The 24,996-nt window shown below is 76.1% G+C and carries 25 protein-coding genes and 1 riboswitch; of the genes, 9 read left to right on the top strand and 16 right to left on the bottom strand.

The features are described 5' to 3' along the window. Nucleotides 1-4: 4 nt before the first annotated feature. Entirely contained in the window at nt 5-286 is a 282-nt protein-coding gene (locus tag JD79_RS13440; protein ID WP_110007691.1) for a DUF427 domain-containing protein, read from the top strand. A 65-nt stretch (nt 287-351) separates the two neighbouring features. Here the strand turns inward: JD79_RS13440 and JD79_RS13435 are convergent, their stop codons facing one another. From JD79_RS13435 to JD79_RS13420, 5 genes are all read right to left on the bottom strand, one after another. Beyond that, nucleotides 352-777, bottom strand: a complete 426-nt coding sequence (locus JD79_RS13435; RefSeq protein WP_110005931.1) for a hypothetical protein — start codon at nt 775-777, stop codon at nt 352-354. 113 nt (nt 778-890) lie between these two features. Next, nucleotides 891-1,868: a hypothetical protein gene (locus tag JD79_RS13430; RefSeq protein WP_110005930.1), complete on the bottom strand. Its 978-nt coding sequence runs from the start codon at nt 1,866-1,868 to the stop codon at nt 891-893. A 160-nt stretch (nt 1,869-2,028) separates the two neighbouring features. Then, the gene (locus tag JD79_RS22665; RefSeq protein ID WP_170149198.1) at nt 2,029-2,172 is read right to left on the bottom strand and encodes a hypothetical protein; all 144 of its coding nucleotides are present in this window, start codon (nt 2,170-2,172) and stop codon (nt 2,029-2,031) included. Nucleotides 2,173-2,593: 421 nt separating this feature from the next. Then, nucleotides 2,594-3,058 carry an NUDIX hydrolase gene (locus JD79_RS13425; protein WP_110005929.1) on the bottom strand — a complete coding sequence of 155 codons (465 nt, stop codon included), beginning with the start codon at nt 3,056-3,058 and terminating at the stop codon, nt 2,594-2,596. 12 nt (nt 3,059-3,070) lie between these two features. Beyond that, nucleotides 3,071-3,439, bottom strand: a complete 369-nt coding sequence (locus JD79_RS13420; RefSeq protein ID WP_110005928.1) for a hypothetical protein — start codon at nt 3,437-3,439, stop codon at nt 3,071-3,073. 274 nt (nt 3,440-3,713) lie between these two features. On the opposite strand from JD79_RS13420, the gene JD79_RS23790 reads away from it, so the two are divergent. The 3 genes from JD79_RS23790 (at nt 3,714) to ilvA (ending at nt 11,130) form a co-directional block, all read left to right on the top strand. Continuing rightward, nucleotides 3,714-4,919 carry a hypothetical protein gene (locus JD79_RS23790; protein WP_245900075.1) on the top strand — a complete coding sequence of 402 codons (1,206 nt, stop codon included), beginning with the start codon at nt 3,714-3,716 and terminating at the stop codon, nt 4,917-4,919. After that, nucleotides 4,886-9,739 (top strand): DUF3320 domain-containing protein, encoded by a 4,854-nt coding sequence (locus JD79_RS13415; protein ID WP_245900074.1) that lies wholly within the window; start codon nt 4,886-4,888, stop codon nt 9,737-9,739. Before JD79_RS23790 ends, JD79_RS13415 begins: the two co-directional genes overlap by 34 nt. Before the next feature lie 98 nt (nt 9,740-9,837). After that, nucleotides 9,838-11,130: a threonine ammonia-lyase IlvA gene (ilvA, locus tag JD79_RS13410; RefSeq protein ID WP_245900073.1), complete on the top strand. Its 1,293-nt coding sequence runs from the start codon at nt 9,838-9,840 to the stop codon at nt 11,128-11,130. On the opposite strand, the gene JD79_RS13405 is transcribed toward ilvA, so the two are convergent. Both JD79_RS13405 and JD79_RS13400 read right to left on the bottom strand, forming a co-directional pair. Then, a complete protein-coding gene (locus JD79_RS13405) occupies nt 11,086-13,410 on the bottom strand; it encodes a SpoIIE family protein phosphatase (protein WP_110005927.1) in 2,325 nt (774 codons plus the stop codon). The genes ilvA and JD79_RS13405 overlap by 45 nt on opposite strands. An 11-nt stretch (nt 13,411-13,421) precedes the next feature. Then, nucleotides 13,422-13,772: an STAS domain-containing protein gene (locus JD79_RS13400; RefSeq protein WP_170149197.1), complete on the bottom strand. Its 351-nt coding sequence runs from the start codon at nt 13,770-13,772 to the stop codon at nt 13,422-13,424. A gap of 69 nt (nt 13,773-13,841) precedes the next feature. On the opposite strand from JD79_RS13400, the gene JD79_RS13395 reads away from it, so the two are divergent. Next, entirely contained in the window at nt 13,842-14,270 is a 429-nt protein-coding gene (locus JD79_RS13395) for an ATP-binding protein (RefSeq protein ID WP_110005926.1), read from the top strand. Between the two features lie 4 nt (nt 14,271-14,274). Here JD79_RS13395 and JD79_RS13390 read toward each other — a convergent pair whose 3' ends face one another. Next, on the bottom strand, nt 14,275-14,871 hold the full coding sequence (locus tag JD79_RS13390; protein ID WP_245900072.1) for an HD domain-containing protein: 597 nt from the start codon (nt 14,869-14,871) through the stop codon (nt 14,275-14,277). A 92-nt stretch (nt 14,872-14,963) separates the two neighbouring features. After that, a complete protein-coding gene (locus JD79_RS13385) occupies nt 14,964-15,935 on the bottom strand; it encodes a TIGR03557 family F420-dependent LLM class oxidoreductase (RefSeq protein ID WP_110005925.1) in 972 nt (323 codons plus the stop codon). 191 nt (nt 15,936-16,126) lie between these two features. On the opposite strand from JD79_RS13385, the gene JD79_RS13380 reads away from it, so the two are divergent. From JD79_RS13380 to JD79_RS13370, 3 genes are all read left to right on the top strand, one after another. Next, nucleotides 16,127-17,290 (top strand): RtcB family protein, encoded by a 1,164-nt coding sequence (locus tag JD79_RS13380; protein WP_110005924.1) that lies wholly within the window; start codon nt 16,127-16,129, stop codon nt 17,288-17,290. Between the two features lie 145 nt (nt 17,291-17,435). After that, nucleotides 17,436-18,365 (top strand): MBL fold metallo-hydrolase, encoded by a 930-nt coding sequence (locus tag JD79_RS13375; RefSeq protein WP_211307966.1) that lies wholly within the window; start codon nt 17,436-17,438, stop codon nt 18,363-18,365. 13 nt (nt 18,366-18,378) lie between these two features. After that, nucleotides 18,379-19,302: a fumarylacetoacetate hydrolase family protein gene (locus tag JD79_RS13370; RefSeq protein WP_110005923.1), complete on the top strand. Its 924-nt coding sequence runs from the start codon at nt 18,379-18,381 to the stop codon at nt 19,300-19,302. A gap of 23 nt (nt 19,303-19,325) precedes the next feature. Here JD79_RS13370 and JD79_RS13365 read toward each other — a convergent pair whose 3' ends face one another. The 7 genes from JD79_RS13365 to JD79_RS22660 all read right to left on the bottom strand — a co-directional run bounded on the left by JD79_RS13365 (nt 19,326) and on the right by JD79_RS22660 (nt 23,942). Continuing rightward, nucleotides 19,326-19,628, bottom strand: coding sequence for a phosphatase RsbU N-terminal domain-containing protein (locus tag JD79_RS13365; protein ID WP_110005922.1), 303 nt, complete (start codon nt 19,626-19,628; stop codon nt 19,326-19,328). Beyond that, nucleotides 19,625-20,014 carry an STAS domain-containing protein gene (locus tag JD79_RS13360; RefSeq protein ID WP_110005921.1) on the bottom strand — a complete coding sequence of 130 codons (390 nt, stop codon included), beginning with the start codon at nt 20,012-20,014 and terminating at the stop codon, nt 19,625-19,627. The genes JD79_RS13365 and JD79_RS13360 overlap by 4 nt, the downstream gene beginning before the upstream one ends. After that, nucleotides 20,011-20,925, bottom strand: a complete 915-nt coding sequence (locus JD79_RS13355; RefSeq protein ID WP_211307965.1) for an STAS domain-containing protein — start codon at nt 20,923-20,925, stop codon at nt 20,011-20,013. Before JD79_RS13355 ends, JD79_RS13360 begins: the two co-directional genes overlap by 4 nt. Beyond that, a complete protein-coding gene (locus tag JD79_RS13350) occupies nt 20,922-22,001 on the bottom strand; it encodes a sigma-70 family RNA polymerase sigma factor (protein ID WP_110005920.1) in 1,080 nt (359 codons plus the stop codon). Before JD79_RS13350 ends, JD79_RS13355 begins: the two co-directional genes overlap by 4 nt. 72 nt (nt 22,002-22,073) lie before the next feature. Beyond that, the gene (locus tag JD79_RS13345) at nt 22,074-22,397 is read right to left on the bottom strand and encodes a hypothetical protein (RefSeq protein ID WP_146220445.1); all 324 of its coding nucleotides are present in this window, start codon (nt 22,395-22,397) and stop codon (nt 22,074-22,076) included. Nucleotides 22,398-22,924: 527 nt separating this feature from the next. Continuing rightward, complete coding sequence (locus JD79_RS13340) at nt 22,925-23,539, bottom strand: DUF4352 domain-containing protein (protein WP_211307964.1); 615 nt, start codon at nt 23,537-23,539, stop codon at nt 22,925-22,927. Nucleotides 23,540-23,783: 244 nt separating this feature from the next. Next, complete coding sequence (locus tag JD79_RS22660; protein ID WP_170149195.1) at nt 23,784-23,942, bottom strand: hypothetical protein; 159 nt, start codon at nt 23,940-23,942, stop codon at nt 23,784-23,786. Nucleotides 23,943-24,311: 369 nt separating this feature from the next. Then, a riboswitch (cyclic di-AMP (ydaO/yuaA leader) is annotated at nt 24,312-24,445 on the top strand. Nucleotides 24,446-24,457: 12 nt separating this feature from the next. On the opposite strand from JD79_RS22660, the gene JD79_RS13335 reads away from it, so the two are divergent. After that, nucleotides 24,458-24,973: a C40 family peptidase gene (locus tag JD79_RS13335; RefSeq protein ID WP_110005917.1), complete on the top strand. Its 516-nt coding sequence runs from the start codon at nt 24,458-24,460 to the stop codon at nt 24,971-24,973. Nucleotides 24,974-24,996 lie beyond the last annotated feature (23 nt).

Genomic DNA, 24,996 nt, shown 5'->3' with positions numbered 1-24,996 from the left:
CCTCATGACCACAGCCACCTGGAACGGGACCGTCATCGCCGAGTCCGACGACATCGTCACCGTCGAGGGCAACGCCTACTTCCCGCGTGCGTCGGTGCGCGAGGACGTGCTGCGCCCGTCCTCGACGCACACCACCTGCCCGTGGAAGGGCGAGGCGTCCTACCTCTCCCTCGAGGTCGACGGGCAGGTCAACCCCGACGCGGCCTGGTACTACCCCGAGCCCAAGGACGCGGCCAGGGAGATCGCCGGCCGGGTCGCCTTCTGGCGGGGCGTCGAGGTCCGCTGACGACGCCCCCCTTGCAGGGTCCCGCCGCGAGCTCGCGAGTCGCGGGACCCTGCAGGGGGCCTCGCTCAGGCGCCGGGACGGGCGCCGGCCAGCTCGCGGGCGGAGGCCGCCTCGTCGGGCGCGAGGGCGGCGGTCCGCTCCTGCCGCTCGATGGAGCGGTGGAAGGCCGCCCAGGCCTCGTCCGGCGTCACGTCGAGCGCGGCGGCGATCTGCTCCCAGGTCGCCCCGCCGCGCAGGGCGGCGCGGAAGCCGACCAGCTGGCTGTCGTGGGCCTTGCGGGAGATGACCTCGCCCAGCGCGAGCAGCTCGAGGGACTCCGGCACGTCGAGGGACGTGCTGTCCTGCAGCAGCGAGCTCCAGTCGTCGTCGTCGCGGTCGGCGACGGTGTTGAGGGTCGTCGCCCCGGAGTCCCGCCGGCTCAGGAAGTCCAGGCGGGTGGCGGCCGTCTGGAGGGAGAACTCCTGCTCCAGGGCCTGCGGAGTGATCTGCATGCCTCCACCATCCCCGAGGGACGAGACGGCGGCGACCCGTCGCGGCGTGATCTCCCCGGCATGCGGAGGGCCCGCACCCAGGGTGGGTGCGGGCCCTCCGGAGAGTGCAGACGTCACTTGTCGACGCCCACGGCCTCCTTGGCGACCTCGGCGAGGGCGACCTGGGCGGCGCTGATGACGCTCGCCCGGTTCTTGTGGGTCTCCTCGTAGCGGATGACCACGCGGATGTCGTGCGGGTCGCGCAGCGCCTTGGCGGCCTTGGCGGCGTCCGACGTCGACAGGGAGTCGAAGCCCTTGATGGGCAGCTCGTCGGCGGAGACGTCGCCGAGCTCCTCGCGGGCGGCCTTGGCGGTGTTCGCGGCCTCGCGGTTGCCCTCGCGGCGGGCGATGCGCTCGGCCCGGCGGAGGGCGGCGCTGCGGCCGACCGTCAGGGTCTCGCGGACGGCGTCGGTGAGGGTGCCGGCGCGGTCGGCGACCTGGCCGATCTCCTCGCCGACCCGCTGGCGCCGCTGCTGGGCGGTGTCCAGCGCCTCGTTCACCCGGTTGGCGACGAAGCGGTACGGGGCGTTGGCGGCACGCGCGGCCACACCGGCGACCGTCTGGAACGGGGTGGGCTGCAGCGCGGCGGGGCCGCCCAGCGCCTCCTCGGCCAGGACGACGGTCAGCCACTCGACGGTGGCCTCGTGCGCCCGGATGAGGCCCTCGGCGAGGCGCTCGACCTTGGCCAGCCCGGCCCGCTGGCCCAGCACCTTCAGGTAGGTGGCGCGGTCGAGCAGCTGGTGCTCGAGCGTGAGGTCCTGCAGGAGGGCCTCCTCGATCGGCTCGGCCTGCTCGAAGGTGGCCTTGAGCACGGCGGAGAGCCGGCCGATCGCCGGGGTGACGACGTCGGGCACCCCACCGAGCTCGCGGAGCTCGGCGGTGATGAGGCGCGTGCGCTCCATGGCGTTGTCGGCGTTCTGCGTCAGCTCCCGGCGGACCGCGTCGGTCCGGGCCTGGGAGACGCGCGTGCGGGCGATCTGCTCCTCGGTCTGGGTGAGCAGCACGAGCGCGCGGAGCTGGTTGACGATCTTGGCGTGGGTGGTGTCGGTCACGATGGGGGACTCCAGGGATCGGGGATGACCTGACGTCCTCTGGATGCCCCGCCCGGTGCCGCTGCTAACTCCTGCAAGCGGATTGCTAGCAGTGAGGTCGGTCACGCCGTGTCGGCCCGTCGACCCGTCGACGTCCCGACGGGTCGGCACGGCGCCGGACTCAGCCCCGCGGAGCCGCCGGGGGCACCGGCGGCCGGCGGCGGGTCTCCAGCCGCAGCACCGGCTGGGTCAGCTGCGCCAGCGTGGCGCAGCGGGCGCACACCGGGCCCGGGTGGGTCTCGGCGGCGCAGGTCTCACACAGCACGCGGGTCTCCTCGCTCGGGAGTCCGTCAGGACTCGGGAGGCAGACCCTGCCACCCACCTGCGACGTCGCGGTCGCGGGTGGGACGGGTGTGACGTCTCGTCAGCGATCCGTCACCTGCGCCGGCCCGGCGGACCACCGCGGACGGCGGCGCACCACGGTCCTCGCCACCGGGCGGGACGACGGCGCGCAGGCGCAGGACTCGGCGGAACAGCGGTGGGCGGTGCTCACGGGGACCTCCCGGGGTCGGTGGCCGCCGAGGGTGACACCCGCGCGGACGCGGCGCGAGGTGCAGCGCGCCGGTGGGACGAGACGTCACGCGATCGACCCACCGCGTTCCCCTGCCCGCCGTACGGGCGCCGGACGTCGACCTGCTGTCGTCTCCGGACCGCCGAGGCAGCAGCAGGTCGACGACGGGTGCGGGTCAGGCGCCGAGGAGCGCCAGGAGCCGGTCGAGGAACGGGACCTGGCCCTCCACCAGCTTGCTGCGCGCCTCGTCGACGCCGAGCCAGGCGGCGCGGTCGATCTCGGGGAACTCCTGGACCCGCCCGGACCGCGGCGGCCACTCGAGCGAGAAGGTGTTGCTCACGGTGGCGGCCGCGTCGAGGTCGCCCTCGGCGGCCCACACGGTGAGCACCTTGGCCCCGGCCCGCAGCTCGCCGAGCGGGACCAGGTCGGACGCCGGCACGGGACTGCCCAGCTCCTCCTCGAACTCCCGCCGCGCGACCGCGAGCGGCTCCTCGCCGTCGCCGTACTCGCCCTTCGGGACCGACCAGGCGCCGTCGTCCCTGCGGGCCCAGAACGGCCCGCCCATGTGTCCGAGCAGGACCTCCAGCCCGCCGCCGGGGCCGCGCCGGTACAGCAGCACCCCCGCGCTCCGTCTCGGCACCGGGTCAGCCTGTCACGGGCAGCGCGGCTCCCGGTCGCCGTGCCCGCGCCCGTGCCCGCGGCCGGGCCGCTCGCCACACGCCACGGGAGGCTCGGGCGCCGCGGGGGTCGGCGCGGCCGCGGGCGAGGGAGCCGGCCGGGTCGTCGGGACCGGGCCCGCCGGGGGGACGACGACCGGCACCTCGGCCACCGGCTCGGGCTCGGCGGGGACCGGTGCCGGCGACGACGGCGCGGCCGACGTGGCCGGGTGCGGGGACGCCGGCCGCGCCACCGGGTCGGGCGCCCCGGCCGCCGGCGGGAGGGCCGGCGCGGCACCTCCGACGGGACCCCGCACCGCCGGCGCGACCAGCACCGCCAGGCCGCCGACGGCCGCCAGCAGCACCAGCGCTCCCAGGACCCACAGGCGCCGGCGGGCCCCGGGCGCGCGGCCCGGTGCCGCGAGCGGAGGGGCATCCGCTCCGTGTCCAGGTCGCCGTCGGGGACGTCGGACGGCGGCTCGGTCGCGGTGCGCACCGGGCCGAACGTACGCACCGCATCGGCCGGCGACCCGCCGCCGCGGACCCGCCCGGCAACGTCTCGGCGCTCCCGTCACACCCGCCCCAGACGCTCCACGCGGATGACCGGACCGGTCCGTCCGGACCGGTAGACAGGACGGCATGAGCACCACGGACGTCCGCCCGCTTCCGCACGACGGTGTCCGGGCGGCCGTGGCGATCTCGGCCACCAGCACGCCGGTGCTCTCCTACGCCCTCGCGCACAACCGCGTGCCCGTCGTGTCGCGGCTGGCGTTCACCAACCACGGCGCGGCCGTCCGCGGTGCCTCCGTGCGCCTCGGGGTGCAGGACGCCGAGGGTCCCATCGGCAGCCCGGTCGAGCTGCTGGTCGACCTCGACGCCGGCGCGACCACGGTGCTCAGCGACGTCGGCCTGGTCATGGACCCCGCCGCGATGCTGCAGATCGAGGAGCAGCGGCCCGGCTCGATCGAGATCGACGTCGCCGTCGACGGCGTGGACGTGGCCGGCACCGCCCTCCCGGTGCAGGTGCTCGCCGCCGGCCAGTGGCTGGCCACCCCGGTGCCGCTGGCGCTGGAGATGCTCGCCGCGCACGTCCTGCCCAACCACCCGGCGGTGACCGCGCTGCTGGCGGAGGCCGCCGCGCTGCTCGAGGAGCGGACCGACGACCCGTCGGTGCAGGGCTACCAGGCCGGTCCCGAGCGGGTCGACGAGATCGTCGCCGCGATCGCCGCGGCGATGCGGGCCCGCGGCATCCGCTACAGCGAGCCCCCGGCCAGCTGGGCCGACATCGGTCAGAAGGTCCGCACCCCCGGCGACGTCCTCGACGGCCGGGTGGGCACCTGCCTGGACACCGTCGTCGTGCTGGCCGCCGCGCTCGAGGCCGCCGGCGTCCGCCCGCTGCTGTGGGTGGCCGACGGCCACGCGTTCCTCGGCTACTGGCGCGAGGAGCGCGGCGCGGAGAGCGCGGCCACCACCGACGTCGCGCCGCTGGTCAACCTCGTCGACCTCGGCCTGGTGCGGCTGGTGGAGACGACGCTGCTCACCAGCAGGGCGGCCGAGGAGCCCGACGCCGAGCGGCTGCACCGCGCCGCCTACGACGCCTGGTTGCCCGGCGCGCTGGAGCGGGTGGTCGGCGTGACCGACGTCCACCGCGCCCGGCGCGACGGCATCCTGCCGCTGCCCGCGCGCACCCGCGGGCCGGACGGCTCGGTGCAGGTCGTCGAGTACCGCCCCACCGACTCCGACCCCGCCGCCCGCCCGTCCGGCCGGCACGCCGCCCCGTCCCCGGCAGCCGCCCCGGTGTGCCGCCGCGCGTGCAGCAGTGGAAGAACAGCCTGCTCGACCTGAGCCTGCGCAACCGGCTGATCAACTACACCGAGGGCGCCGGCCTGCCGCTGGTCGTCCCCGACGCCTACCTCGCCTCGCTCGCAGACCTGCTCACCGGCGACGTCGCGGTCACCCTGCTGCCCGGCGACCGGCTGGCGGCCGTCCAGGTCGAGCGCGGGCTGCGGTCGGCCCGCGAGCTGCCGGTCGGGCTGCTGGGCGAGACGCTGGTCGACCGCCGGGCGGTGCACGCCGACGTCAGCGAGGGCGGCTACCTCCCGCGCCTGCGCGGCCTGGCGCACCGCGCGCGCACCGTCCGCGAGGAGACCGGCGCCAACAACCTGTACGTGGCGATCGGCAGCCTCGCCTGGGAGCTCGACGGCCGGCCGCTGCGCTCGCCGCTGGTGCTGCTCCCCGTCGTCCTCTCCCCCGCCGGCCGCACCGGCGCCTACCGCCTGACCGCCGACGACGCCGCCGCCGTCAGCCCCAACTGGTGCCTGCTGGAGAAGCTGCGCCAGGTGCACGGGCTGACCGTGCCCGGGCTGGACGGCGAGAGCACCGACGTCGACACCGCGCTCACCGCGGTCCGCCAGGCCCTCGCCGACGCCGGGCTGCCCTTCCGCGTCGAGGCCACCGCCGACCTCGCCGTCCTGCAGTTCGCCAAGTACCGGCTGTGGCGCGACCTCGACGAGCACTGGGCCGAGCTCACCGCCAACCCGCTGGTGTCCCACCTCGTGCACGCCCCCACCGAGGCCTTCGCCGACCCGGTGCCCGCCGCAGCCGCCGACGTCGACCTCGACGAGCTGGCCGCCCGCTGCCCCGTCCCGGCCGACGCCTCGCAGCTGCGTGCCGTGGCCGAGGGCGTCGCCGGCCGCACCTTCGTGCTCGAGGGCCCGCCCGGCACCGGCAAGTCGCAGACCATCACCAACCTGCTGACCCGCGCGGTCGCCGACGGCAGGAAGGTGCTGTTCGTGGCCGAGAAGCGGGCCGCGCTCGACGTCGTCGCCCGGCGGCTCGAGGCGGTCGGCATGGGCCCGTTCGCCCTCGACCTGCACGACCGCGGCGCCCGCGCCGCCGAGGTGCGCGCCCGGGTGCGCGCGGCGCTGGACCACGCGGTGGCCGTCGACGAGCAGGGCCTGGCCGCCGACGGCGACGACCTGCGCGCCGCCCGCCGCACGCTGGCCCGCTACGCCGACCGGCTGCACTCCGTCAACGCCGCGGGCCTGTCCTACTACTCCGCGCGGACCGCGCAGCTCGCCCTCGGCGACGACGTCCCGCAGCTGCCGGTGCCGCAGACCTTCGCCGCCGCCGCTCCCGCCGAGACGCTCGCCGACGTGCGCCGCGCGCTCGCGCTGCTGCCCGACGTCGCCGACCTGGTCCGCCCCTCCCCGCGGCACCCGTGGGCGTTCGTCGACACCGCGCGGGTGGACCTGCCCGCCGCCCGGTCGGCCGCGGCCGAGGTCGACGCCGCGATGCGCGCCCTGCCGTCCGAGGAGCACCTGGCGCGGGCGCTGCGCGAGGTGCGCAGCCCCGGCGACCTCGGCGACCTCGCCCACCTGCTGTCCGGTCCCGCCGTCGGCCTCGACGTCCTCGACGAGGTGCCCACCGAGCGCTGGACCACCGCGACGACGACGGTGCTCGGCGAGGCCGCGGCCTTCGCCGCCACCGTCCACCCCGGCCTGGAGCTGGCGACCCCGGAGGCGCTCGCGCTGCCGCTGGCCGATCTCTACGTCGCCGCGCAGACCGCGCAGGCCGCCCGCTGGTGGGCCCGCCGGCAGGGGCTGCGCGCGGTGCGGGCGCAGCTGGCGCCGGTGCTGCGCCCCGGGGTGACGGTCAGGCTGCGCGACGTCGCGGAGCTCACCGCCTCGCTGTGGCGGCTGCAGACCGCCGCCGCCGCCCTGGCCGCCCGCGCCTCGGTCATCCCCGGCCTGTCGGTGCCCGGGGACTGGAACCCGCTGCTGCAGCCCACGCTGCTCGACGGGCAGGTCGCCTGGCTGCGCCGCGCCGGCGCCGTCGTCGACAGCGCGCGCGAGTTCGCCGTCGCGCTGCGCCGCTACGTCGTCGCCGGGCCGGGACCGGACGCCGGTGCCGCGCGGGCGGTCGCGCGGCTGCGCGACGGGCTCGACGAGCTGCTGCACGTCTGCCGCAGCACCCCGGCCGCGCTGGCTGCCTGGTGCGGCGACGACGGCGTGGTGCTGCGCTGGGCGCTGACCCGCCCCGAGCGCGGCGTCGAGCACGGCGGGCTCACCTCGCTGCGCCGCTGGGCGGAGTTCCTCGACACCCTCGAGCCGTTGCGCGCCGCCGGCCTGACCGACGCCCGCGCCGCGCTGGTCTCCGGGCGGCTGCCCGCCGAGGACGCCCCGCGCGCCTTCGAGCACGGCCTGGCCGCCGCCTCCACCGCCGAGCGGCGCGCCGCCACCGGCCTGGACGGCTTCGACGAGGCCGCGCACGGGCGGGCGATCACCCGCTTCACCGCCGCGTCCCGCGCGGTCCGCCGCCACCTGACCGCGGCGCTGCCGGCGTCGGTGCTGGCCGGGCGCCGGCTCGAGGACGCCGGCGACCCGGACGGCGGGGACCGGCTCGGCGCGCTGCAGCGCGAGCTGAACCGCCCCCGCAAGGGCCTGGGCGTGCGGGCGCTGCTGGCCCAGTACGGCGACCTGGTGACGGCGGTCATGCCGTGCGTGCTGGTCAGCCCCGACTCGGTGGCGCGCTTCTTCCCCGCGAAGGCCGGCCAGTTCGACCTCGTCGTCTTCGACGAGGCCTCGCAGATCCGGGTGGCCGACGCCGTCGGCGCGCTGGGCCGGGCGCGGGCCGCCGTCGTGGTCGGCGACAGCGAGCAGATGCCGCCGACGTCGTTCGCCGAGCCGGCCACCGCCGTCGACGACGAGCTCGCCGAGCTGCTCGGCACCGCCGTCGAGGACGAGGAGTCGATCCTCAGCGAGTGCGTGCAGGCGCGGGTGCCGCGGCACTGGCTGTCGTGGCACTACCGCAGCCAGGACGAGTCGCTGATCGCCTTCAGCAACGCGCACTACTACGAGAACCGGCTGTCGTCGTTCCCGGCACCCACGCACGGGCGGCCCTCGGCCGACGTCGACGGCCGCGGCATCTCGCTGGTGCGGGTGCAGGGCACCTTCCACCGCTCCGGCGCCGGCCGGCTGCTGCGGACCAACCCGCTGGAGGCCAAGGCCGTCGTCGCCGAGGTCCGCCGCCGGTTCGACGCCTCCCCGGAGACGGTGCCCTCGATCGGCGTGGTGACCTTCAACGCCCAGCAGCGGGCCTACATCGAGTCGCTGCTGCGTGACGCCGGCGACGAGCGGCTCGCCGAGGCGCTGGACCGCACCGACGGCGAGGGCCTGTTCGTCAAGAACCTCGAGAACGTGCAGGGCGACGAGCGCGACGTCGTGCTGTTCTCCACCGGCTTCAGCGCCGACGACCGCGGCGTGCTGCCGCTGAACTTCGGCCCGCTCAACCGGGTGGGCGGCGAGCGCCGGCTCAACGTGGCGATCACCCGCGCCCGCAGGCAGGTCGTCGTCTTCTCCTCCTTCGACCCGTCGGCGCTGCGGGCCGAGCAGACGTCGTCGCTGGGCATCAAGCACCTGCGTGCCTACCTCGACCTCGCCGCCCTCGGCACCGACGCGCTGCCCCGCGAGGCGCGGCGCTCCACCGTTCCGGACCGCCACCGCGAGGAGATCGCCGCGGCGCTGCGCGCCCGGGGGCTGGCCGTGCGCACCGACGTCGGCCTCTCGGAGTTCCGCGTCGACCTGTCCGTCGCCCGCGCCGACGAGCCGGCGACGCCGGTGATGGCGGTGCTGCTCGACGGTCCGGACTGGGCGCGGCGGCGCACCGTCGGCGACCGCGACGGGCTCCCCGTCGAGGTGCTCTCCGGCATGCTCGGCTGGCCGGTGGTGGAACGGGTGTGGCTGCCCTCGTGGCTGCGCGACCGCGACGCCGTGCTCGACCGCCTGACCGCCGCGGTGGCCGCCGTGCCCGCGCTGGTCTCCTCCCCCCCGGCGCCCGCGCCGACCGTCGAGGACGCCACCCCCGCCGTCGTCCCGGAGCCCCCCGCCGACGAGCCGGGCGAGGAGCCGGACGTCGTCGAGGAGCCGGACGTCGTCGAGCAGCCGGTCGTCGTCGAGGAGCCGGACGCTCCCCGGGGGCTGCCGACGCTGCGGTCGATGGTGTCGGCCGCCGTCACCGCGCTGCCGGTGCCGCGGCACCAGCCCGTGGACGCCCCGGTGGTGACGACGCCGGTGACCCCGGTGCCGCTGACCGTCGTCCCCGACCTCCCCGGGGAGCCGGCGGCGGAGCTGCGGTTCCGCCCGTGGGCGCCCAGGCCCGCCGGTGACCGCAAGGTCCTCGACGCCCTCGCCGACCCGCGCAACGCCCGCCTGGTCAGGCGGGTGCTGACCGCCGGGCTCAGGGCGGAGGGACCCGTGCACCGCGACCGCCTGGTCCGCCTCGCCGCCGGCGCCTTCGGGCTCACCCGGGTGGGCGAGGCCCGGCGCGACGCGCTGCTGGCGCTGCTGCCGGACGGCCTCGTCGACGGCGAGGTCGTCTGGCCCGAGACGCTGGACCGGGACACCTGGACCGCCTACCGCCGCCAGGCCGCGAGCACCGTCCGCCCGCTGGAGCAGGTGCCCGTGCCGGAGGTCGGCAACGCGATGGTCGCCCTCTGCCGCGCGGGCGGGCCGCTGACCCAGGACGAGCTGTTCCTGCGCACCGCCGAGGTGTTCGGCTACCGCCGGCGCACGCCCTCGCTGGCCCCGCTGCTGGCCCAGGCGCTGGCCCGGGTCACCGCCGCCGGCCGCGTCACCGTCGCCGACGACGGCCGGCTCACCGCCTGACCGACCCCTTCCGCGCTCGGTCGTGCTCTGCCCCCCGGTCGGGGGCAGAGCACGACTGCCCGCGGGAGCACCTCCGGCGGCAGGGAGGATGGAGCACCGTGAGCACCGCCGTGACGCCGGACCTGACCTCGTTCGCCGCTGACGTGCGGGACGCCGTGGGCCGGCTGGCCGGGGTCGCCGAGCGCACGCCGCTGCAGCGCAACCAGCGGCTGTCCGACCTCACCGGCGCCGACGTGTGGCTCAAGCGCGAGGACCTGCAGGTCGGCCGCTCGTACAAGGTCCGCGGCGCCTACAACACGATCAGCCGCCTCGAGGACGCCGCCCGCGCGGCCGGGGTCGTCTGCGCGAGCGCCGGCAACCACGGCCAGGGCGTCGCGTACGCGTGCCGGGCGCTCGGGGTGCGCGGGGCGGTCTTCGTCCCCGGGACGACGCCCCGCCAGAAGCGCGCCCGCATCCAGGCGCTCGGCGGGGACATGGTCGAGCTCGTCGTCACCGGCGACACCTACGACGACGCCGCGGCCGCGGCCGCCGTGCACGCCGGCAGCAGCGGCGCCACGCTCGTGCCCGCCTTCGACGCCTGGCCGGTCGTCGTCGGGCAGGCCACCGTCGCCGTCGAGGTGCTCGAGCAGCTCGGCGGCCGCACACCCGACGTCGTCGTCCTCCCGCTGGGCGGCGGCGGGTTGCTCGCCGGCTGCGGCACCTGGTTGTCGCAGGCCAGCCCCGGCACCCGGCTGGTCGGCGTGGAGCCCGCCGGGGCGGCGAGCACGGCCGCGGCACTGGCGGCGGGGCACCCGGTGGACCTGCCGGCGATCGACACGTTCGTCGACGGCGCCGCCGTCCGCCGGGCCGGCGCGGTCACCCTGCCGCTGGTGCGCGACTCGGGCGCCGAGGTGGTGGCCGTGCCCGAGGGCCAGATCTGCACCGAGATGCTCGAGCTGTACCAGGTCGACGGGATCATCGCCGAGCCCGCCGGCGCGCTGGCGACCGCGGCGCTCACCGGCGGCACCGTGCGGGTCGAGCCCGGCTCGACGGTGGTCTGCCTGCTCTCGGGCGGCAACAACGACGTCAGCCGCTACGCCGAGGTCATCGAGCGCTCCCTGGTGCACCAGGGGCTCAAGCACTACTTCCTCGTCGAGTTCCCGCAGGAGCCCGGCGCGCTGCGCCGCTTCCTCGACGACGTGCTCGGCCCGGACGACGACATCGTGCTGTTCGAGTACGTGAAGCGGGACAACCGCGAGACCGGCGCCGCGCTCACCGGGATCGAGCTCGGCAGCGCCGCGAGCCTGCCCGGCCTGCTGGAGCGCACCGCGGCGAGCCCGCTGCGCATCCAGCACCTCGACCCCGGCTCACCGGCCTACCGCTACCTCGTCCGCGGCGGTGCTCACGGCTGACGGCGGGGCCCCCGGTCGGACGCGCGCCAGCCCGACCACGGTGACGTCGTCGGTGCCGGCCGGGTCGAGCGCCTCGACCACCGCGTCCACGACCTCCTGCGGCGTGCCGGCCCTCTCGGCCACCACCGCGCGCACGGCCTCCAGCCCGTCCGGCAGCGGCCGGTCGCGCCGCTCGACCAGGCCGTCGCTGTAGAGCAGCAGCCGGTCGCCGGACCCGAGCCGCAGCGTGGCCTGCGGGTAGCCGGCGTCGTCGAGCAGGCCGAGCGCCGGTCCGCGGCCGTCGGTGACCAGCCGGGCGGTGCCGTCGCCGGCGTGCACGGCCGGCAGGTGCCCGGCGCTGGCCAGCGCCACCTCGCCGCTGACCGGGTCCAGCTGCACGACGACGGCGGTGGCCATCTCGCCGGGCAGCAGCGCGGCGACGAGCCGGTTGAGCTCGGCCAGCGCCGCGGCCGGGCCCTCGTCGCGCAGCAGCGCCGCGCGCAGGGCGTGCCGCAGCTGCGCGGTGACCGAGGCGGCGGTCAGCCCGTGCCCGGCGGCGTCGCCGAGCACCACGGCGAGCCGGCCGCTGGGCAGCGGCACCAGGTCGTACCAGTCGCCGCCGACGACGTCGGCCTCGCTCGGCCGGTACCGCGCGCCGAGCGCGACGCCGGGGACGGTGGGCAGCCGCTCGAGCAGCAGGGTCCGCTGCAGGGCGGCGGCGAGCCGGTCGTCCTCGCCGGCGCGGGCGAGCACCGCCTCGCCCAGGTGGCCGGCCAGGGCGCGGGCGGCGGCCACCTCGTGGTCGCGCCACGGGCGCGCGGTGCCGCGGACGGTCTCGGTCCAGCGGGCGAAGGAGCGCCGCGGCGAGAGCCGGCCGTCGGTGACCTTCGACGTGTGCGGGTCCCCGCCCCAGCTGACCTCGCGCGGCGTCTCGGGGCGGAACCAGGCGAGGAAGTCCCCGCGCCCGCCGCCGACCTCGACCGCGAGCACGCCGCTCGCGTCGCCGGCGACGTCGTCGAAGCCGGGTACCGCCAGGGTCAGCCGGTCGGTGACGCCGCCGGCTCGCAGCACCGCGGGGACGACCGCCGTGACCCGGTCGGCCGGCGGGGTGGCGCCGAGCAGGTGCAGCCGGCCGTCGAGGCGGACCGCGGCGCCGGCGGCGGGCAGCAGGTCCAGCACGGTGAGGTCGCCGTCGACGAGCGCCGCGGCGGGCGTGCGCGGCGTGCGGCCGATCGCGGCGACCAGCGCGGCCTCCCGCTGCGCGACGGCGACCATCCCGTCGCGCTCGGCGGCCCCGACGGTGGTGTGCAGCAGCAGCGAGGCGGTGCGGCCGAGGAACTCCGCGGCGGTGCGGTCGGCGGCGGACGGGCGGTGCGGGCCGCTGTAGCCGTGGCAGGAGACCAGCCCCCAGAGCCGGCCGCGGTCGATCAGCGAGACCGACATCGACGCGGTGACGCCCATGTTGGCCAGGTACTCCAGGTGCACCGGCGAGACGCTGCGCAGCATCGCGCCGGACAGGTCCAGCGGCCGGCCGGTGCCGGGGACCAGCGGCGGCTCGAGCGGGACCCGCGTGTACGTGGCGTCGGGGATGAGCCGCATCCACTGGGTGGCGTAGAGCGCGCGGGCCTGGGCGGGGATGTCGCCGGCCGGGTAGTGCAGGCCGAGGAACGGCTCGAGGTCCTCGCGCCGGTCCTCCGCGACCACCTCGCCGTTCCACTCGGCGTCGAAGCGGTAGACCATCACCCGGTCGAACCCGGTCAGCGCGCGGACCTCGCGGGCCAGGACGGCGGTCAGCCCCTCGAGCGTGGTGGGCGCCGACAGCCGCTGGAGCACGGTCGGCAGCCGCCGGTGCCAGGCCGCGCCCGCCGAGCCCGCGCCGGCCACCGGCTCCCACTCGGTCACCAGCAGGCCGCCGCTGCGGGAGAGCACCAGGTCCAGCTCGGTGCCGCCGGGCGCGACCCGCAGCGGCCCGGCCTCGGCGAGGTCGGCGGCCAGCGCCGCGCGCAGCCGGTCGAGCTCGGCCGGGGTGAGCAGCCCGGCGAGCGTGGCGGGCACGCTCCCGAGGACGTCGGCGGCGTTGGCCGAGGCGACGACGACGGCGAGGTCGTGCTCGGTGACGGCGAGCAGCGCGCCGTGCGGCTGGACGGCGCCGGGTACGGCGATCGGCTCGTCCGCGCACCGGGCGAGGGCCTCGTCGTCGACCAGCCGGCGGAGCGGATCGGGAGCCGGGGACGGCGGGGGTGCGGTCCGCGTCGTCGGGAGCTGCGTCGTCGGGAGCTGCGTCGTCGGGAGCTGGGGCATCGCGGCCGACCCTACGACCCGACCTCCCCGTCGCTCAGGGTCGCCGACTCCACCACGGGCACGAGGCGCTGCAGCTCGAGCAGGTCGATGACCAGCCGGACCGGCGCGTTGTCCCGCGGGCACACCACCTGCAGCGCCGTGCCGGCGGCCGCGGCGTCCCGCGCGGTGCGGGCGAGCTGGCGGGCGCCGGAGGAGTCCATGAAGGTGGTCTCGGTCAGGTCGACGACCAGCGCGCGGGGTGACGCCGACAGCTCGGCCTCGACGCAGGAGGCCAGCTGCACCACCGTCGCGATGTCCAGTTCGCCGCGTACCCTCAGCCCCGGCCGTCCGTGCACCGCCACTCGGTCGACGGCGAACTGCACGATCGGGCTCCCTCGGCGCTCGGAACGGACCCGAGGAGCGTAACGCGGCGTCACGGGAGGGGGTCGGGCATGGACATCTCGTTCACCGTCCGGCTCCCCGTCGACGTCGGCAGCGTGCCGTTCGTCCGTGGCCTGTGCCGGCAGGCGCTGGAGCACCTGCGCATCGAGCGCGCGGTCGTCGAGGAGACGACGCTGGCGCTCACCGAGGCCTGCGCGAACGTCGTGCAGCACGCCGGCGACGACGGCGAGTACCAGGTGTCGGTGGAGATCGACAGCGGGCTGTGCCGGATCACCGTGGTCGACGACGGCGCCGGCTTCGACCCCGACGAGGCGGTCACCCGGCCGGGGGTCGACGGCGAGCGCGGCGCGGGGCTGACCCTCATGCAGGCGCTGGTCGACCGGCTGGACTTCCGCCGCGACCCCGACGGCCGGCACCGCGTCCGCCTGGAGAAGCGGCTGACCACCCGCCCCTCGCTGCGCCTGCTCGACCGCGGCTGACGCCTCAGGCGTCCAGCGGGTTGGCGCGCGCCCGGTCGGCGAAGCCGGCTGCGGTGAACCGGCCCGCGAGGGAGTCGGGCTTGCGGCGGGCCTGGTCGGTGAAGCAGGCGACGAACTCCTCGATCAGCCCCAGCCGCGGGTACCGGGTGAGGACCTCGGCGCGCAGGTCCGCGGGCCAGGCGTCCGGGTCGCGCCCGGAGATGTCCAGTCCGGTGGCCAGCTCCAGCAGGTGGCCCTCGGGGTCGGCGGCGACGTCGACCTCCGGCGCCATGTGGGCGACGACGATCTCCGCCACCCGCCGGCGGCGCTCGACCGGCCAGCCCGCGCCCGCGGCGAAGACCCAGCCGACCGCGCCGCCGGCGTCCTCGAACGGCAGCGTGGCGCTGTCGAAGACCGGCGTCAGGCCGAGGTCGTGGACCATCGCCGCCACGAACAGCAGCTCCGCGTCGAAGGCGATGCCGTGCCGGTCGGCGTGGTCGGCGGCCCACAGGTAGGAGCGCACGCAGTGGTGCACCAGGGCCGGGGAGCTGAACTCGGCCACCACCTCGGCGGCCAGGCGGCAGGCGGCGGTGTCGGGCAGCGCGGGCAGGGAGGCGGTCACGGACGGGGAGTCTGCCGCCGTCCGTGACCGCCTCCCCCACTCCCCGCGCGTCCTGGCAGGTCCGTTGCGGAACCCGGCAGGGACGACGCCGATCAGGACGGGGAGAGCGCCTTCACCCGCGCGACGAGCCCGTCGGCGCCGGTGCAGGCGTCGATGAAGCCGTCGGGGTCGGGCCCGGCGTTCTGCAGCACGATGTGGTCGAACCCGGCGTCGACGTAGGGCTGCACCTGCTGCAGGTGCTTCTCCGGGTCGGGCCCGCAGGAGAACTGCGCGCGGATGTCGTCGGGCTTCACCGTCTGGCTGGCGGCGTCGAAGTTGACCGGGTTGGGCAGCTCGCTCATCACCTTCCAGCCGGTGACCGCCCAGCGGCTGGTCTCCAGCGCCTCCTGCACGGCGGCCTCCTCGTCGGTCGCCCAGGCCATCGGCACCTCGGCGTAGAGCGGGCCGGAGCCGCCCGCGTCGCGGAAGGCGGTGACGAGGTCCTCGCGCGGCTCGGTGGCGAACAGCCCGTCGCCGTACTCGGCGGCGAGCTCGGAGGCGTTGTGCCCGCCGCTGGCCACGGCGATGACCGGCAGCTGCTCGGGCAGGTCGAAGACGCGGGCGTCCTCGAGCTGCAGGTGCTTGCCCTCGAAGGTCTGGTAGCCGCCCTGCCACAGCTGCCGGATGATCTGCAGCGCCTCGCGCAGCATCTCGTGCCGCACGTGCACGGCCGGCCAGCCGGTGCCGACGACGTGCTCGTTGAGCCGCTCGCCGGCGCCGATGCCGAGCGTGAAGCGGCCGCCGGAGAGGATCTGCACCGTCGCCGCGGCCTGGGCGATGATCGCGGGGTGGTACCGGATCATCGGGCAGGTCACGCCGGTGACCAGGCCGATCCGCTCGGTCCTCGCGGCCATCGCGCCGAGCATCGACCAGGTGAACCCGCTGTGACCCTGGGCCTCCAGCCACGGGTGGTAGTGGTCGCTGAGCTCGACGAAGTCGAAGCCCGCCTCCTCCGCCCGGACCGTCTGCCGGACGATCTCCTCCGGCGGGAAGGCCTCGGTGGCGAGCTTCAGTCCGACCTGCATCGCGTGCGTCCTCACTCCAGGATCCGGCGGTTCCACCAGGGCTGCCCGGGAGCCGCGGAACGGAAACGGCACGCCGGGGTCCCCGCGGCGGCGGGCGGGTAGTGCGGTGGCGCCGCGCGAGCCGAGCGCGTCGACTGCCCCGGCCCGACCGGCAGAGACGGCCGTCTCTGCCCCCTGAGACGGACAGGACCATGGAGAAGATCAGCGAGCGCCTGCTCAGCTGGGCGTCGATCCTCGAGGACGCGACCCGCGAGCAGGCCGAGCGCACCGCCTCGCTCCCGTTCATCCACCCGCACGTGGCGCTCATGCCCGACGCGCACCTGGGTCTCGGCGCGACCGTCGGCTCGGTCATCCCCACCGACGGCGCGATCATCCCGGCCGCGGTGGGGGTGGACATCGGCTGCGGGATGATGGCCGTGCGCACCCAGTTCACCGGTGACGACGTCCGCGGCCGGAACCTGTCCACGCTGCACGAGCAGATCTCGCGGGCGATCCCGCTGTCGGCCGGCCGCTACAACAGGAAGGTGCGCGACACGGCGGCCGCGCGCGTCGAGGAGCTGCGCGGCCTGCCGGGCGCGGCCCAGGCCGACGGCGCCGCGCCGAACTGGCCGCAGCAGCTGGGCTCGCTGGGCTCGGGCAACCACTTCATCGAGGTGTCCCTCGACGAGGCCGACCGGGTGTGGCTGTTCCTGCACTCGGGCTCGCGCGGCGTCGGCAACAAGCTCGCGTCCACGCACATCCGGATCGCGCAGGAGCGCACCCGGGCGCGCGGCGTCGAGGTGCCCGACCGCGACCTCGCCTACCTCGAGGAGGGCGAGCCGGAGTTCGACGCCTACATCGAGGCGCTGCGCTGGGCGCAGCGGTTCGCCGCGCTCAACCGCGAGGAGATGATGGACCGCGTCGCCGGCCAGGTCTCCCGGTTCCTCACCGAGGAGGTGCACCGGGCGCAGGTGGTGCAGTGCCACCACAACTACACGGAGCGCGAGACGCACGACGGCCGCGAGGTGTGGCTGTCGCGCAAGGGCGCGATCGCGGCGCGCGCCGGCCAGTGGGGGCTCATCCCGGGCTCGATGGGCGCCGCGTCCTACGTCGTCGTCGGGAAGGGCGACGCCGCGTCGCTGACCTCGGCGCCGCACGGTGCCGGGCGGGCGTTCTCCCGGTCGGCCGCGCGGAAGCGGTTCAGCCGGGCCGACCTCGACCGGCGCATGCAGGGCATCGCGTGGGGCCGCTCGGACGCGTTCCTCGACGAGCACCCCGATGCCTACAAGAGCATCGACGTCGTCATGGCCGACGCCGCCGACCTGGTGGAGGTGCGGCACACGCTGCGCCAGGTGGTGAACGTCAAGGGCGACTGACGAAGGACCCCCTGCCCCCACCACTCGCGAGCTCGCGGCGGGACCCTGCAGGCGGCCACGCTCGTGCTCTGCCCCGCCGTCGTGGGCAGAGCACGAGCACGCCGGCCGCTTCCCCGCCGGGCGGGCGGTGCAGCACAGTGACCCGGTGACGACGGCGATCGAGGCGGCGGCGCTCGAGCAGGTGGCACCCGGGGTCTTCGCCTACGTGCAGCCGGACGGCAGCTGGATGATCAACAACACCGGCGTCGTCACCGGCGACGACGGCGCGGGGGTCATGGTGGACACCACCTCAACCGAGGCCCGCAACCGCGCGCTGCTGGCCGCCGTCGGGTCGGTGGCGCCGGGCCGGCTGCGGGCGCTGGTGAACACCCACCACCACGGCGACCACACCTTCGGCAACTGGCTGGTCCCGGCGGGCACGCCGGTGGTGGGGCACGTGCACGCGCGGGAGGACCAGCTCGCCGCCGGGCTGCTCGCCGCGCAGGTGCTCACCGGTCCCGACTACGGGCACCTGGAGGTGCGCCCGCCCGACGTGACGTTCACCGGCGCGCTGACGCTGCACCTCGGCGAGCGCGCGGTGGAGCTGCACGCGGTGGGGCCGGCGCACACCCGCGGCGACGTCGTCGTGTGGCTGCCGGCCGAGCGGGTGGCCTTCGCCGGGGACGTCGCCTTCGCCGGCGGTCAGCCGTTCCTCGCCGAGGGCAGCGTGGCCGGCTACCCGCGGGCGCTCGCCGCGCTGCGGGCGCTGGAGCCGGAGGTGCTGGTGCCCGGGCACGGCCCGGTGTGCCGCGGCGGGGAGGTGACCCGGCTGCTCGACGACCTGGCCGGCTACGCGGCCTTCGTCGACGCGACCGCGCGCGAGGGGCACGCGGCCGGCTGGTCGCCGCTGGAGACGGCGCGGCGGCACGCGGACAACCGGTACGCCGGGTGGCAGGAGTCCGAGCGGCTCGTGGGGAACCTGCACCGCGCGTACGCCGAGCTCGACGGGCGGCCGCTCGGCGAGCGGCTGCCGCTGACGGGGATCTGGCCGGACATGGTGGCGTTCCACGGCGGCCCCATCGGCTGCCGGGCGTGAGGGAGGAGAGCTGATGCGCTGGGTCACCTACGTCTCGCCGTCCGACGGCGCCGAGCGGGCCGGGCTGCTGCGCGACGGGCAGGTGCACGGTGTCGACGCGCCGCTGCTCGACCTGCTGCCCGACCTCGCCGCGGCCGCGGAGCGCGCGCCGGCCGAGGTGGTGGCGGAGGCCGGGCTGGTGCTGCGCGCGCCGGTGCCGCGCCCGCCGTCGGTGCGCGACTTCCTGTCCTTCGAGCAGCACGCGCGCAACGCCGCCGCCGCGTTCGGCCGGGAGGTGTCCCCGGTGTGGTTCCAGCAGCCGGTCTTCTACTTCACCAACCCGGCGGCGGTGCGCGGGACGGGCGAGCCGGTGCCGGTCTCCCCCGGCTCGGCGGCGTTCGACTACGAGGTGGAGGTCGCCGCGGTCGTCGGCCGGGGCGGGTCGGACCTGACGCCGGAGCAGGCCGAGGCGGCGATCGCCGGGTACACGGTGTTCGTCGACTGGAGCGCCCGCGACGTGCAGCGGGTGGAGTCGCAGGTCGGCCTGGGCCCGGCGAAGGGCAAGGACGGCGCGACGACGCTCGGCCCGGTGCTGGTGACGCCCGACGAGCTGGAGCCCCACCGCTCCGGCGCCGGGTACGCGCTGCGCATGGCGGCCGCGGTCGACGGCGTCGAGCAGGGCGGCGGCAGCTGGGCCGACATCCGCTGGTCGTTCGGCCAGATGCTGGCCTACGCCTCGCGCGGCACCGAGCTGCGGCCCGGCGACGTCGTCGGCAGCGGCACGGTCGGCACCGGCTGCCTGCTGGAGCTGCGGTCGCTGCACGGTGAGGACCGGCACCCGTGGCTGCGCCCGGGCGCGGAGGTCTCGGTGACGGTCGAGGGGATCGGCACGGTGACCGCGCCGATCGTCGCCGGTCCCGAGCCCGTCCCGCTCGGCCCGGCCGCCTCCGGGTCCTGAGGTCCTGCCCCGAGGCGGGGCGGTCAGCCGGGGCGGCCGCGGCCGCCGGGGGAACGCCGCTGCGACATGTCGTAGCTGGCGACCAGCTCGAGCAGGAAGTCCGACGCCGCCTCGGCCACCGCCGGCACCTCGTCGGGAGGGGTGTCGCGCAGCACCTCCAGCAGGACGTCGTGGTGCACGCGGACCACCTCCAGGAGGCTGATGTCCGCAGCGAGCGCGGAGCGCCCCAGCTGGTAGCCGGCGGCGAGCGCGGACTCCTCGCGGCGGCCGAGGTGGCGCAGGAACGCCGCCCGGTGGTCACGGTGGAGGTCCGCGATCGTGGTCACCGCGCCGGGCCGATCGACGCGCCGGTCACCGCGGCGAGGTGGGTGAGTCCCTCCTCCAGGTCCAGCGCCGTCACCAGGGACCCGGTGTCCATGCCGAGCTGGACGATGACGAACGCGACGTCGGGCTGGAAGCCGACGATCACCGTCTGCGCGCCCCGCAGCCGCGCCATGTCGGCGATGCCGCGCAGGGTGCGGGTGGCGAAGGAGTCGACGACGTCGAGGGCCGCGACGTCGATGATGACGCCCTTGGCGCGGTCCCGGCCGATCCGGTCGACCAGGTCCGCCCGGAACCGCTCCAGCTGTGAGTCGTCCAGGGCGGTGTGTATCGAGGCGATCAGGATGGCGCCCTGCCGCAGGATCGAGAACAGCCGTGGCCCGGCGGTCATGGCGCCGGCGCTCCCTCGGGACGGGCCGGCGCGTAGCCCAGCATCCGCTCGGCCTCCTCCAGGCCGCCCTGCAGGTCGCCGATCGTCGCCATCTTGCTCAGGTCGACGCCGATGGTGACCAGGGTCTGGGCGATGTCCGGCGAGAGCCCGGTGATGATGACGCTGGCCCCCATCAGCCGGGACGCGTCGACGGTCTGGACCAGGTGGTTGGCCACCGTCTCGTCCATCCCGGGCACGCCGGTGATGTCGATGACGACGACCTTGGCCCGGTGGGTGCGGATGCCGCCGAGCAGCTGGACGGTCAGCTGCCGGGCGCGCTCGCTGTCGAGGATCCCGATGATCGGCAGGATCAGCAGCCGCTCGCGGACGGGGAGCACCGGCGTCGACAGCTCCCGGATGGAGTCCTGCTGCTGCCGGATGACCCGCTCGCGCTCGTCGACGAAGCTGACCGCGACGGTGTTGGCGATGCGGTTGGCGGCCGGCTCGTAGGCGTCCAGGACCCGGTTGAGCATGCCGAAGTCGCGCTGGTACTTCTCGAACAGCGAGCGGGCGAGCACGTCGCGCAGCAGCAGCACGATGCCGACGACCTCGTGGGTCTCCACGCCGCGCGGGATGATCCGCTCGGAGAGGTCGCGGGCGTACTGCTGCAGCGCCGCCACGCTGCCGGTCTCGAGCACCTCGACGTAGTTGTCGTACACGGAGGTCGTCTCGGCCGACATCTCCTGGCTGGTCATGGCCTGCAGCAGGTTCTCCTCGCGGATCCGGGACGCCCACTCCTGGCGCAGCTTCGTGCGGTGCTCGCGCAGGTGCGCGACGAGCTCGGGGAGCAGGGCCATCTCGTCGGGGCCCAGCGTCCGCGGGGACTCGGCCCGGGCTCCTCCACGGTTGCCGTCGTCCTGCGTGCCGGTCATCGCTCTCCCCACCACTTCGTCATGGTCACGGTGGTGCCGCGGCCCACCTCGGACACGATCGCGAACTCGTCCATCAGCCGGCGGGCGCCGGGCAGTCCCAGGCCCAGCCCGTCGTAGGTGCTGTAGCCGTCGCGCAGGGCGCGGTCGACGTCGGGGATGCCGGGACCGACGTCGCGCGCGACGATGCGGATCCCCGGCCGCGGCTCCTCCAGGACCTCGATGACGACCTCGCCGGAGTCGGCGAACTTGACGATGTTGCGGGTCACCTCGGACACGGCGGTGGCGATCGCGGTCAGGTCGGTCGGGGGGAAGCCGATCCCGGTCGCGGCCTCGCGGGCGGCCGAGCGGGCGGCCACGACGTCGGCGTCGGACTGCACGGGCACGCGGACGTCGGCGTCCCGGTTCCGGCCCCGCCCCACGAGCGGCTCGCTGAGCCGAGCGCAGAGGTCGCACTCGAGCAGGTGGCGGGCGGCGTCGACCTCGCGCTGCCGGCGGCGGTCGCCGCTGGAGAGGGCCAGCAGCACCGGCCGGCACCGGTCGGTCGGGGGCTCGGTGTTCTCGAGGACGAGCAGGTACTCCACCCGCAGCCGCGCGCGGGTCCGGTTGAGCTGGGCGGCCACCGCGCCCGCCGTGGACCCCAGCTCCGCCGCGAGCGACCGGGTGTCCTGCCCGGACACCTCGTGGGCGAGCAGCGTCGCGCGCTCCCGGTCGCTCAGCCGGGTCAGGGCCGCGGTGACCGCCTCGCGGTCCTCCTGCACGAGGACGTCCTCGTCCGGCGCCTCCGGCGGGCGGAGGTCGACGACGCGGTGCTGGTTGCGCCGCTGGCGGTCCTGGTCCCGCCAGAGGGAGGCGACGACGTTGCGGGCCGTCACGATGGCGTAGGGCTCGAGCATCCCCGGCTCGACGCGCCCGGACGCGGCGAGCACCCGGGTCAGCGTCTCCTGCACCAGGTCGTCCGCGGTCGCGTGGTCGGGGACCCGGGCGGCGACGATCCGCCGGACGAGCGGGATCAGCGCCGTGATCTCGGCGGGCGACGGCCCGTCCTGGGCCGGGCCGGCCCGCCCCGCGGCGGCCATGGCGGAAAGCTACGCCGCGCGTCCCGGCTCCGCCTCCCCTTCCGCTCCCGCTCCCGGCGGGGAACCGCCTGCTCAGCACCGCTGCCCGGGCGGCCCGCCCCGCACGGGCCGCACCCCGAGCCGCACGAGGATGCGCTCGCCCCTGCGGCGGCGCTCGCGGGCCCGGTCGCGCAGCAGGCCCGCCAGCACGGGGCTGGCCGAACGGTCGGCGCGGCTCTCGAGGAACTGTGCCGCCGCCAGGTGGGTCGCCGCCCGGCGGAGTTCCTCCACGTGCTGGAGCCGCTCCTGCGACCCCCGGGGAGCCGGGACCCCGGGGGCGGCCGCCCGCTCCGCGCCTGCCCCGCCGGTCGTCCCGCTCGTCGTCCCGCTCGTCGTCGTGGCGCTGCTCGTCGTCATGGCGCTGCTCGCCTCCCTCGATCCCCCTGCACCGGTGACGACGCCGTCCCCGGGCCGGGATGACGCGGCGCGCCGGGACGCCGCCGTCGACGGGTCGGCGGTCACGCACGGTGTCCGGACGGGCGCTGACGCGGGCCGCCCCGGTCCATGACGCGGAGGTCCGGCGCCCGCGCGGCCCCGGCCCCGGCCCGCCGCGGGCCCGGCGCCGTCGCCGGCGTCCCCGCTCCCGTCATGCGGAGCGCGCCGGCGCCTCTCCTGTCCGTGGGCCGGTGCCGCCCCCACACCCGTGCCCCCGGCGGGGACGGCACCGGTTCGCGTGAACGGCGGGACCATCCCGCCGTGCACGCGCCCCGTCCGCCGGAGCATCGTCGTCACCGGGAACCGGGTCGTGTCCGCCCCGGTCGGGGTGTTGCTGGACGGAACTCGACTGCACCCCGATCCGGGCTCGCGAGCCCGGCCACATCATGGCTCGAAGACGACACAGGGGGTCCCGCCGGTCGGCGGAACCCCCTGTGGTTGAGCGCTGCTTACTGCAGGGCGACGGTCACGCCACCGGAGAACGCGGAGTCGTGCAGCTCGATGCCGCTGGGGGTCATGCCGGCCGGGACGTCGAAGACGACCTTGCTGTTGAGCGTGTTGCCGGGGTTGATCTCCTCGTAGAGCGAGGACGAGTCCTGCAGGTAGAAGGCAGCCTCGCTGTCGGCGCTGAACTCCTGGCCCTCGGCGTTGAGCAGGGTGGCGTTCTCACCGAAGAAGCCCTGCGCCTCACTGCCGATGTTGCTCACCGTCACGTCGACGATGCAGAACTGCCCCTGCGCTTGCGTGCTGAGGTACTCGTCGCCGAGCTCGGTCTGCGAGCAGTCGACGCCGTTGACGACGAACTGGAAGTCGCCGTCGGCCGCCGGCTGACCGATGCCGACGGCGCTGGCCTCGGTGGCGTCCCCGGAGTCGGCGCTGGCCGCGCCGTTGTCGCCCGGAGCCTCGGCTGAACCGGTGTCGGCACCGCCGCCCTTGTTCGCGTTGACGCCGATGATGATGACGACGATCGCGGCGAGGACGAGGAACCAGGCCTTCTTGTAGAACGGCTTCTTCGGGGCAGGAGCAGGCACGGGCTGCTGCGGGAGCGGCGGAGAGTAGGTCATCGGATCCCCCGGGGGTGAGAGCCCGAGAAGCGGGGGTCGCTGCACATGTCTGCTGCACCGCCACCGGGCGTGACACACGGGACAGTGACACGGCCGCGTCCCGGAACGACCCATATCGGTACGGAGTCGTCCTCAGCACTCACAGGTGTCTCATGCGCAGCGGCGGAAACGGAGGTCACGAAGCCGGGGACGCACCGCGGCCCCCGTCCCGGAAGGGACGGGGGCCGCGGTCGAGCGTGCGGGGTCAGTACCCGCGACCGGTCGGTCGCGTGCCGCCACCCTTGTTCTTGGCCTGGTAGTCCCGGATGAACTGCTTGATCTTCGCCTGGTTCTGCGGCTTCCGGAGCTCCTGGACGACCTTCGCGGCGACGCCCGAGGCGATCACGTTCCTCAACATGCCCATGGGGGTGCTCCCTCCTCTCGACTGCTCCAACGGGTGCCCCGACAACGGGCGGGCCAACCGTCGAGATCCCGGCGACCTCCGCGGGCGTGGCGGGCCGCTGACCCGGAGTGCGGGCGCACCGTCTCGTCCTTTCTCGTCGGGCCCGGCGTGTCCGTGCCGCCCGGGCGGCCGCCGGCCGGGTGCTGCGCCGCCGTCCGTGGTGGTGACGGTGGCGTGTCGGATCCGCGGCCGGCGTCAAGTCGGGAGGCCGGGCCCGGGCGTGGCGCGGCCTCGGTCCGGTGGAGGGGCCCGCAACCGCTCCCTACCGTCGTCGCGGACCGGCCGGGGCCCTCGTCACCACCCGCGTGACACCCGCCGGACACGCCGAACCGGATGCCGGCACCCAGCCGGTACCCGGGCCGGGGACCCACCGCAGTCCTGGGGTGGAGCGCGATCCGTCGCGCCGGGCGACTCCCCCGTCCGAACCCGTCAGCTAACCCGGTAGGCGGCCGTGGAGAACAGGAGAACCGTCGTCGATGACGACCACTCGCACGTCCCTCGCTCGTCGCTCGTTCCGCGGTGTCGCCGTCGCCGCCATCGCCGGGGCCGGCATCGCCCTCTCGCCCCTCCCCGCCTCCGCTGCTGCAGGGGGCGTCGGCACCACCGCGACCGTGGCCGCCGCCCCAGCGCCTGCTCCCAACGGCGCGGCCCAGATCGCCGTCGACACCGCCCTGGCCCAGCGCGGTGACATGTACGTGTACGGCGCCGCCGGCCCGAACACGTTCGACTGCTCCGGGCTGACCAGCTACGCCTACAAGGCCGCGGGCATCACGATCCCGCGCACCTCGAAGGCCCAGTCGACGTTCGGCACCCCGGTGGCGAAGGCCGACCTCAAGCCGGGCGACCTGGTGTTCTTCTACAGCCCCGTGTCGCACGTGGGCATGTACATCGGCAACGGCCAGATGGTGCACGCCTCGACCGCCGGCAAGCCGGTGGCCGTGGTCAACCTGGACTCGATGCCGAGCTACGCGGGCGCACGCCGCGTCGCCTGACGCACGCTCTCGACGGCGCCCCG

Source organism: Geodermatophilus normandii (assembly GCF_003182485.1).
In the GTDB taxonomy this organism is placed as follows: Bacteria; Actinomycetota; Actinomycetes; order Mycobacteriales; family Geodermatophilaceae; genus Geodermatophilus; species Geodermatophilus normandii.
Note: the sequence above shows the minus strand (reverse complement) of the source record. Positions and strands in the feature narration are given on the sequence as shown.

Coding starts and splice junctions, on each gene's coding strand:
- JD79_RS13440 (WP_110007691.1), top strand. CDS start 5: ATGACCACAGCCACCTGGAACGGGACCGTCATCGCCGAGTCCGACGAC.
- JD79_RS13435 (WP_110005931.1), bottom strand. CDS start 777: ATGCAGATCACTCCGCAGGCCCTGGAGCAGGAGTTCTCCCTCCAGACG.
- JD79_RS23790 (WP_245900075.1), top strand. CDS start 3,714: ATGAGCACCACGGACGTCCGCCCGCTTCCGCACGACGGTGTCCGGGCG.
- JD79_RS13405 (WP_110005927.1), bottom strand. CDS start 13,410: ATGCCCCAGCTCCCGACGACGCAGCTCCCGACGACGCAGCTCCCGACG.
- JD79_RS13395 (WP_110005926.1), top strand. CDS start 13,842: ATGGACATCTCGTTCACCGTCCGGCTCCCCGTCGACGTCGGCAGCGTG.
- JD79_RS13385 (WP_110005925.1), bottom strand. CDS start 15,935: ATGCAGGTCGGACTGAAGCTCGCCACCGAGGCCTTCCCGCCGGAGGAG.
- JD79_RS13380 (WP_110005924.1), top strand. CDS start 16,127: ATGGAGAAGATCAGCGAGCGCCTGCTCAGCTGGGCGTCGATCCTCGAG.
- JD79_RS13370 (WP_110005923.1), top strand. CDS start 18,379: ATGCGCTGGGTCACCTACGTCTCGCCGTCCGACGGCGCCGAGCGGGCC.
- JD79_RS13360 (WP_110005921.1), bottom strand. CDS start 20,014: ATGACCGCCGGGCCACGGCTGTTCTCGATCCTGCGGCAGGGCGCCATC.
- JD79_RS13355 (WP_211307965.1), bottom strand. CDS start 20,925: ATGACCGGCACGCAGGACGACGGCAACCGTGGAGGAGCCCGGGCCGAG.
- JD79_RS13350 (WP_110005920.1), bottom strand. CDS start 22,001: ATGGCCGCCGCGGGGCGGGCCGGCCCGGCCCAGGACGGGCCGTCGCCC.
- JD79_RS13345 (WP_146220445.1), bottom strand. CDS start 22,397: ATGACGACGAGCAGCGCCACGACGACGAGCGGGACGACGAGCGGGACG.
- JD79_RS13340 (WP_211307964.1), bottom strand. CDS start 23,539: ATGACCTACTCTCCGCCGCTCCCGCAGCAGCCCGTGCCTGCTCCTGCC.
- JD79_RS22660 (WP_170149195.1), bottom strand. CDS start 23,942: ATGGGCATGTTGAGGAACGTGATCGCCTCGGGCGTCGCCGCGAAGGTC.
- JD79_RS13335 (WP_110005917.1), top strand. CDS start 24,458: ATGACGACCACTCGCACGTCCCTCGCTCGTCGCTCGTTCCGCGGTGTC.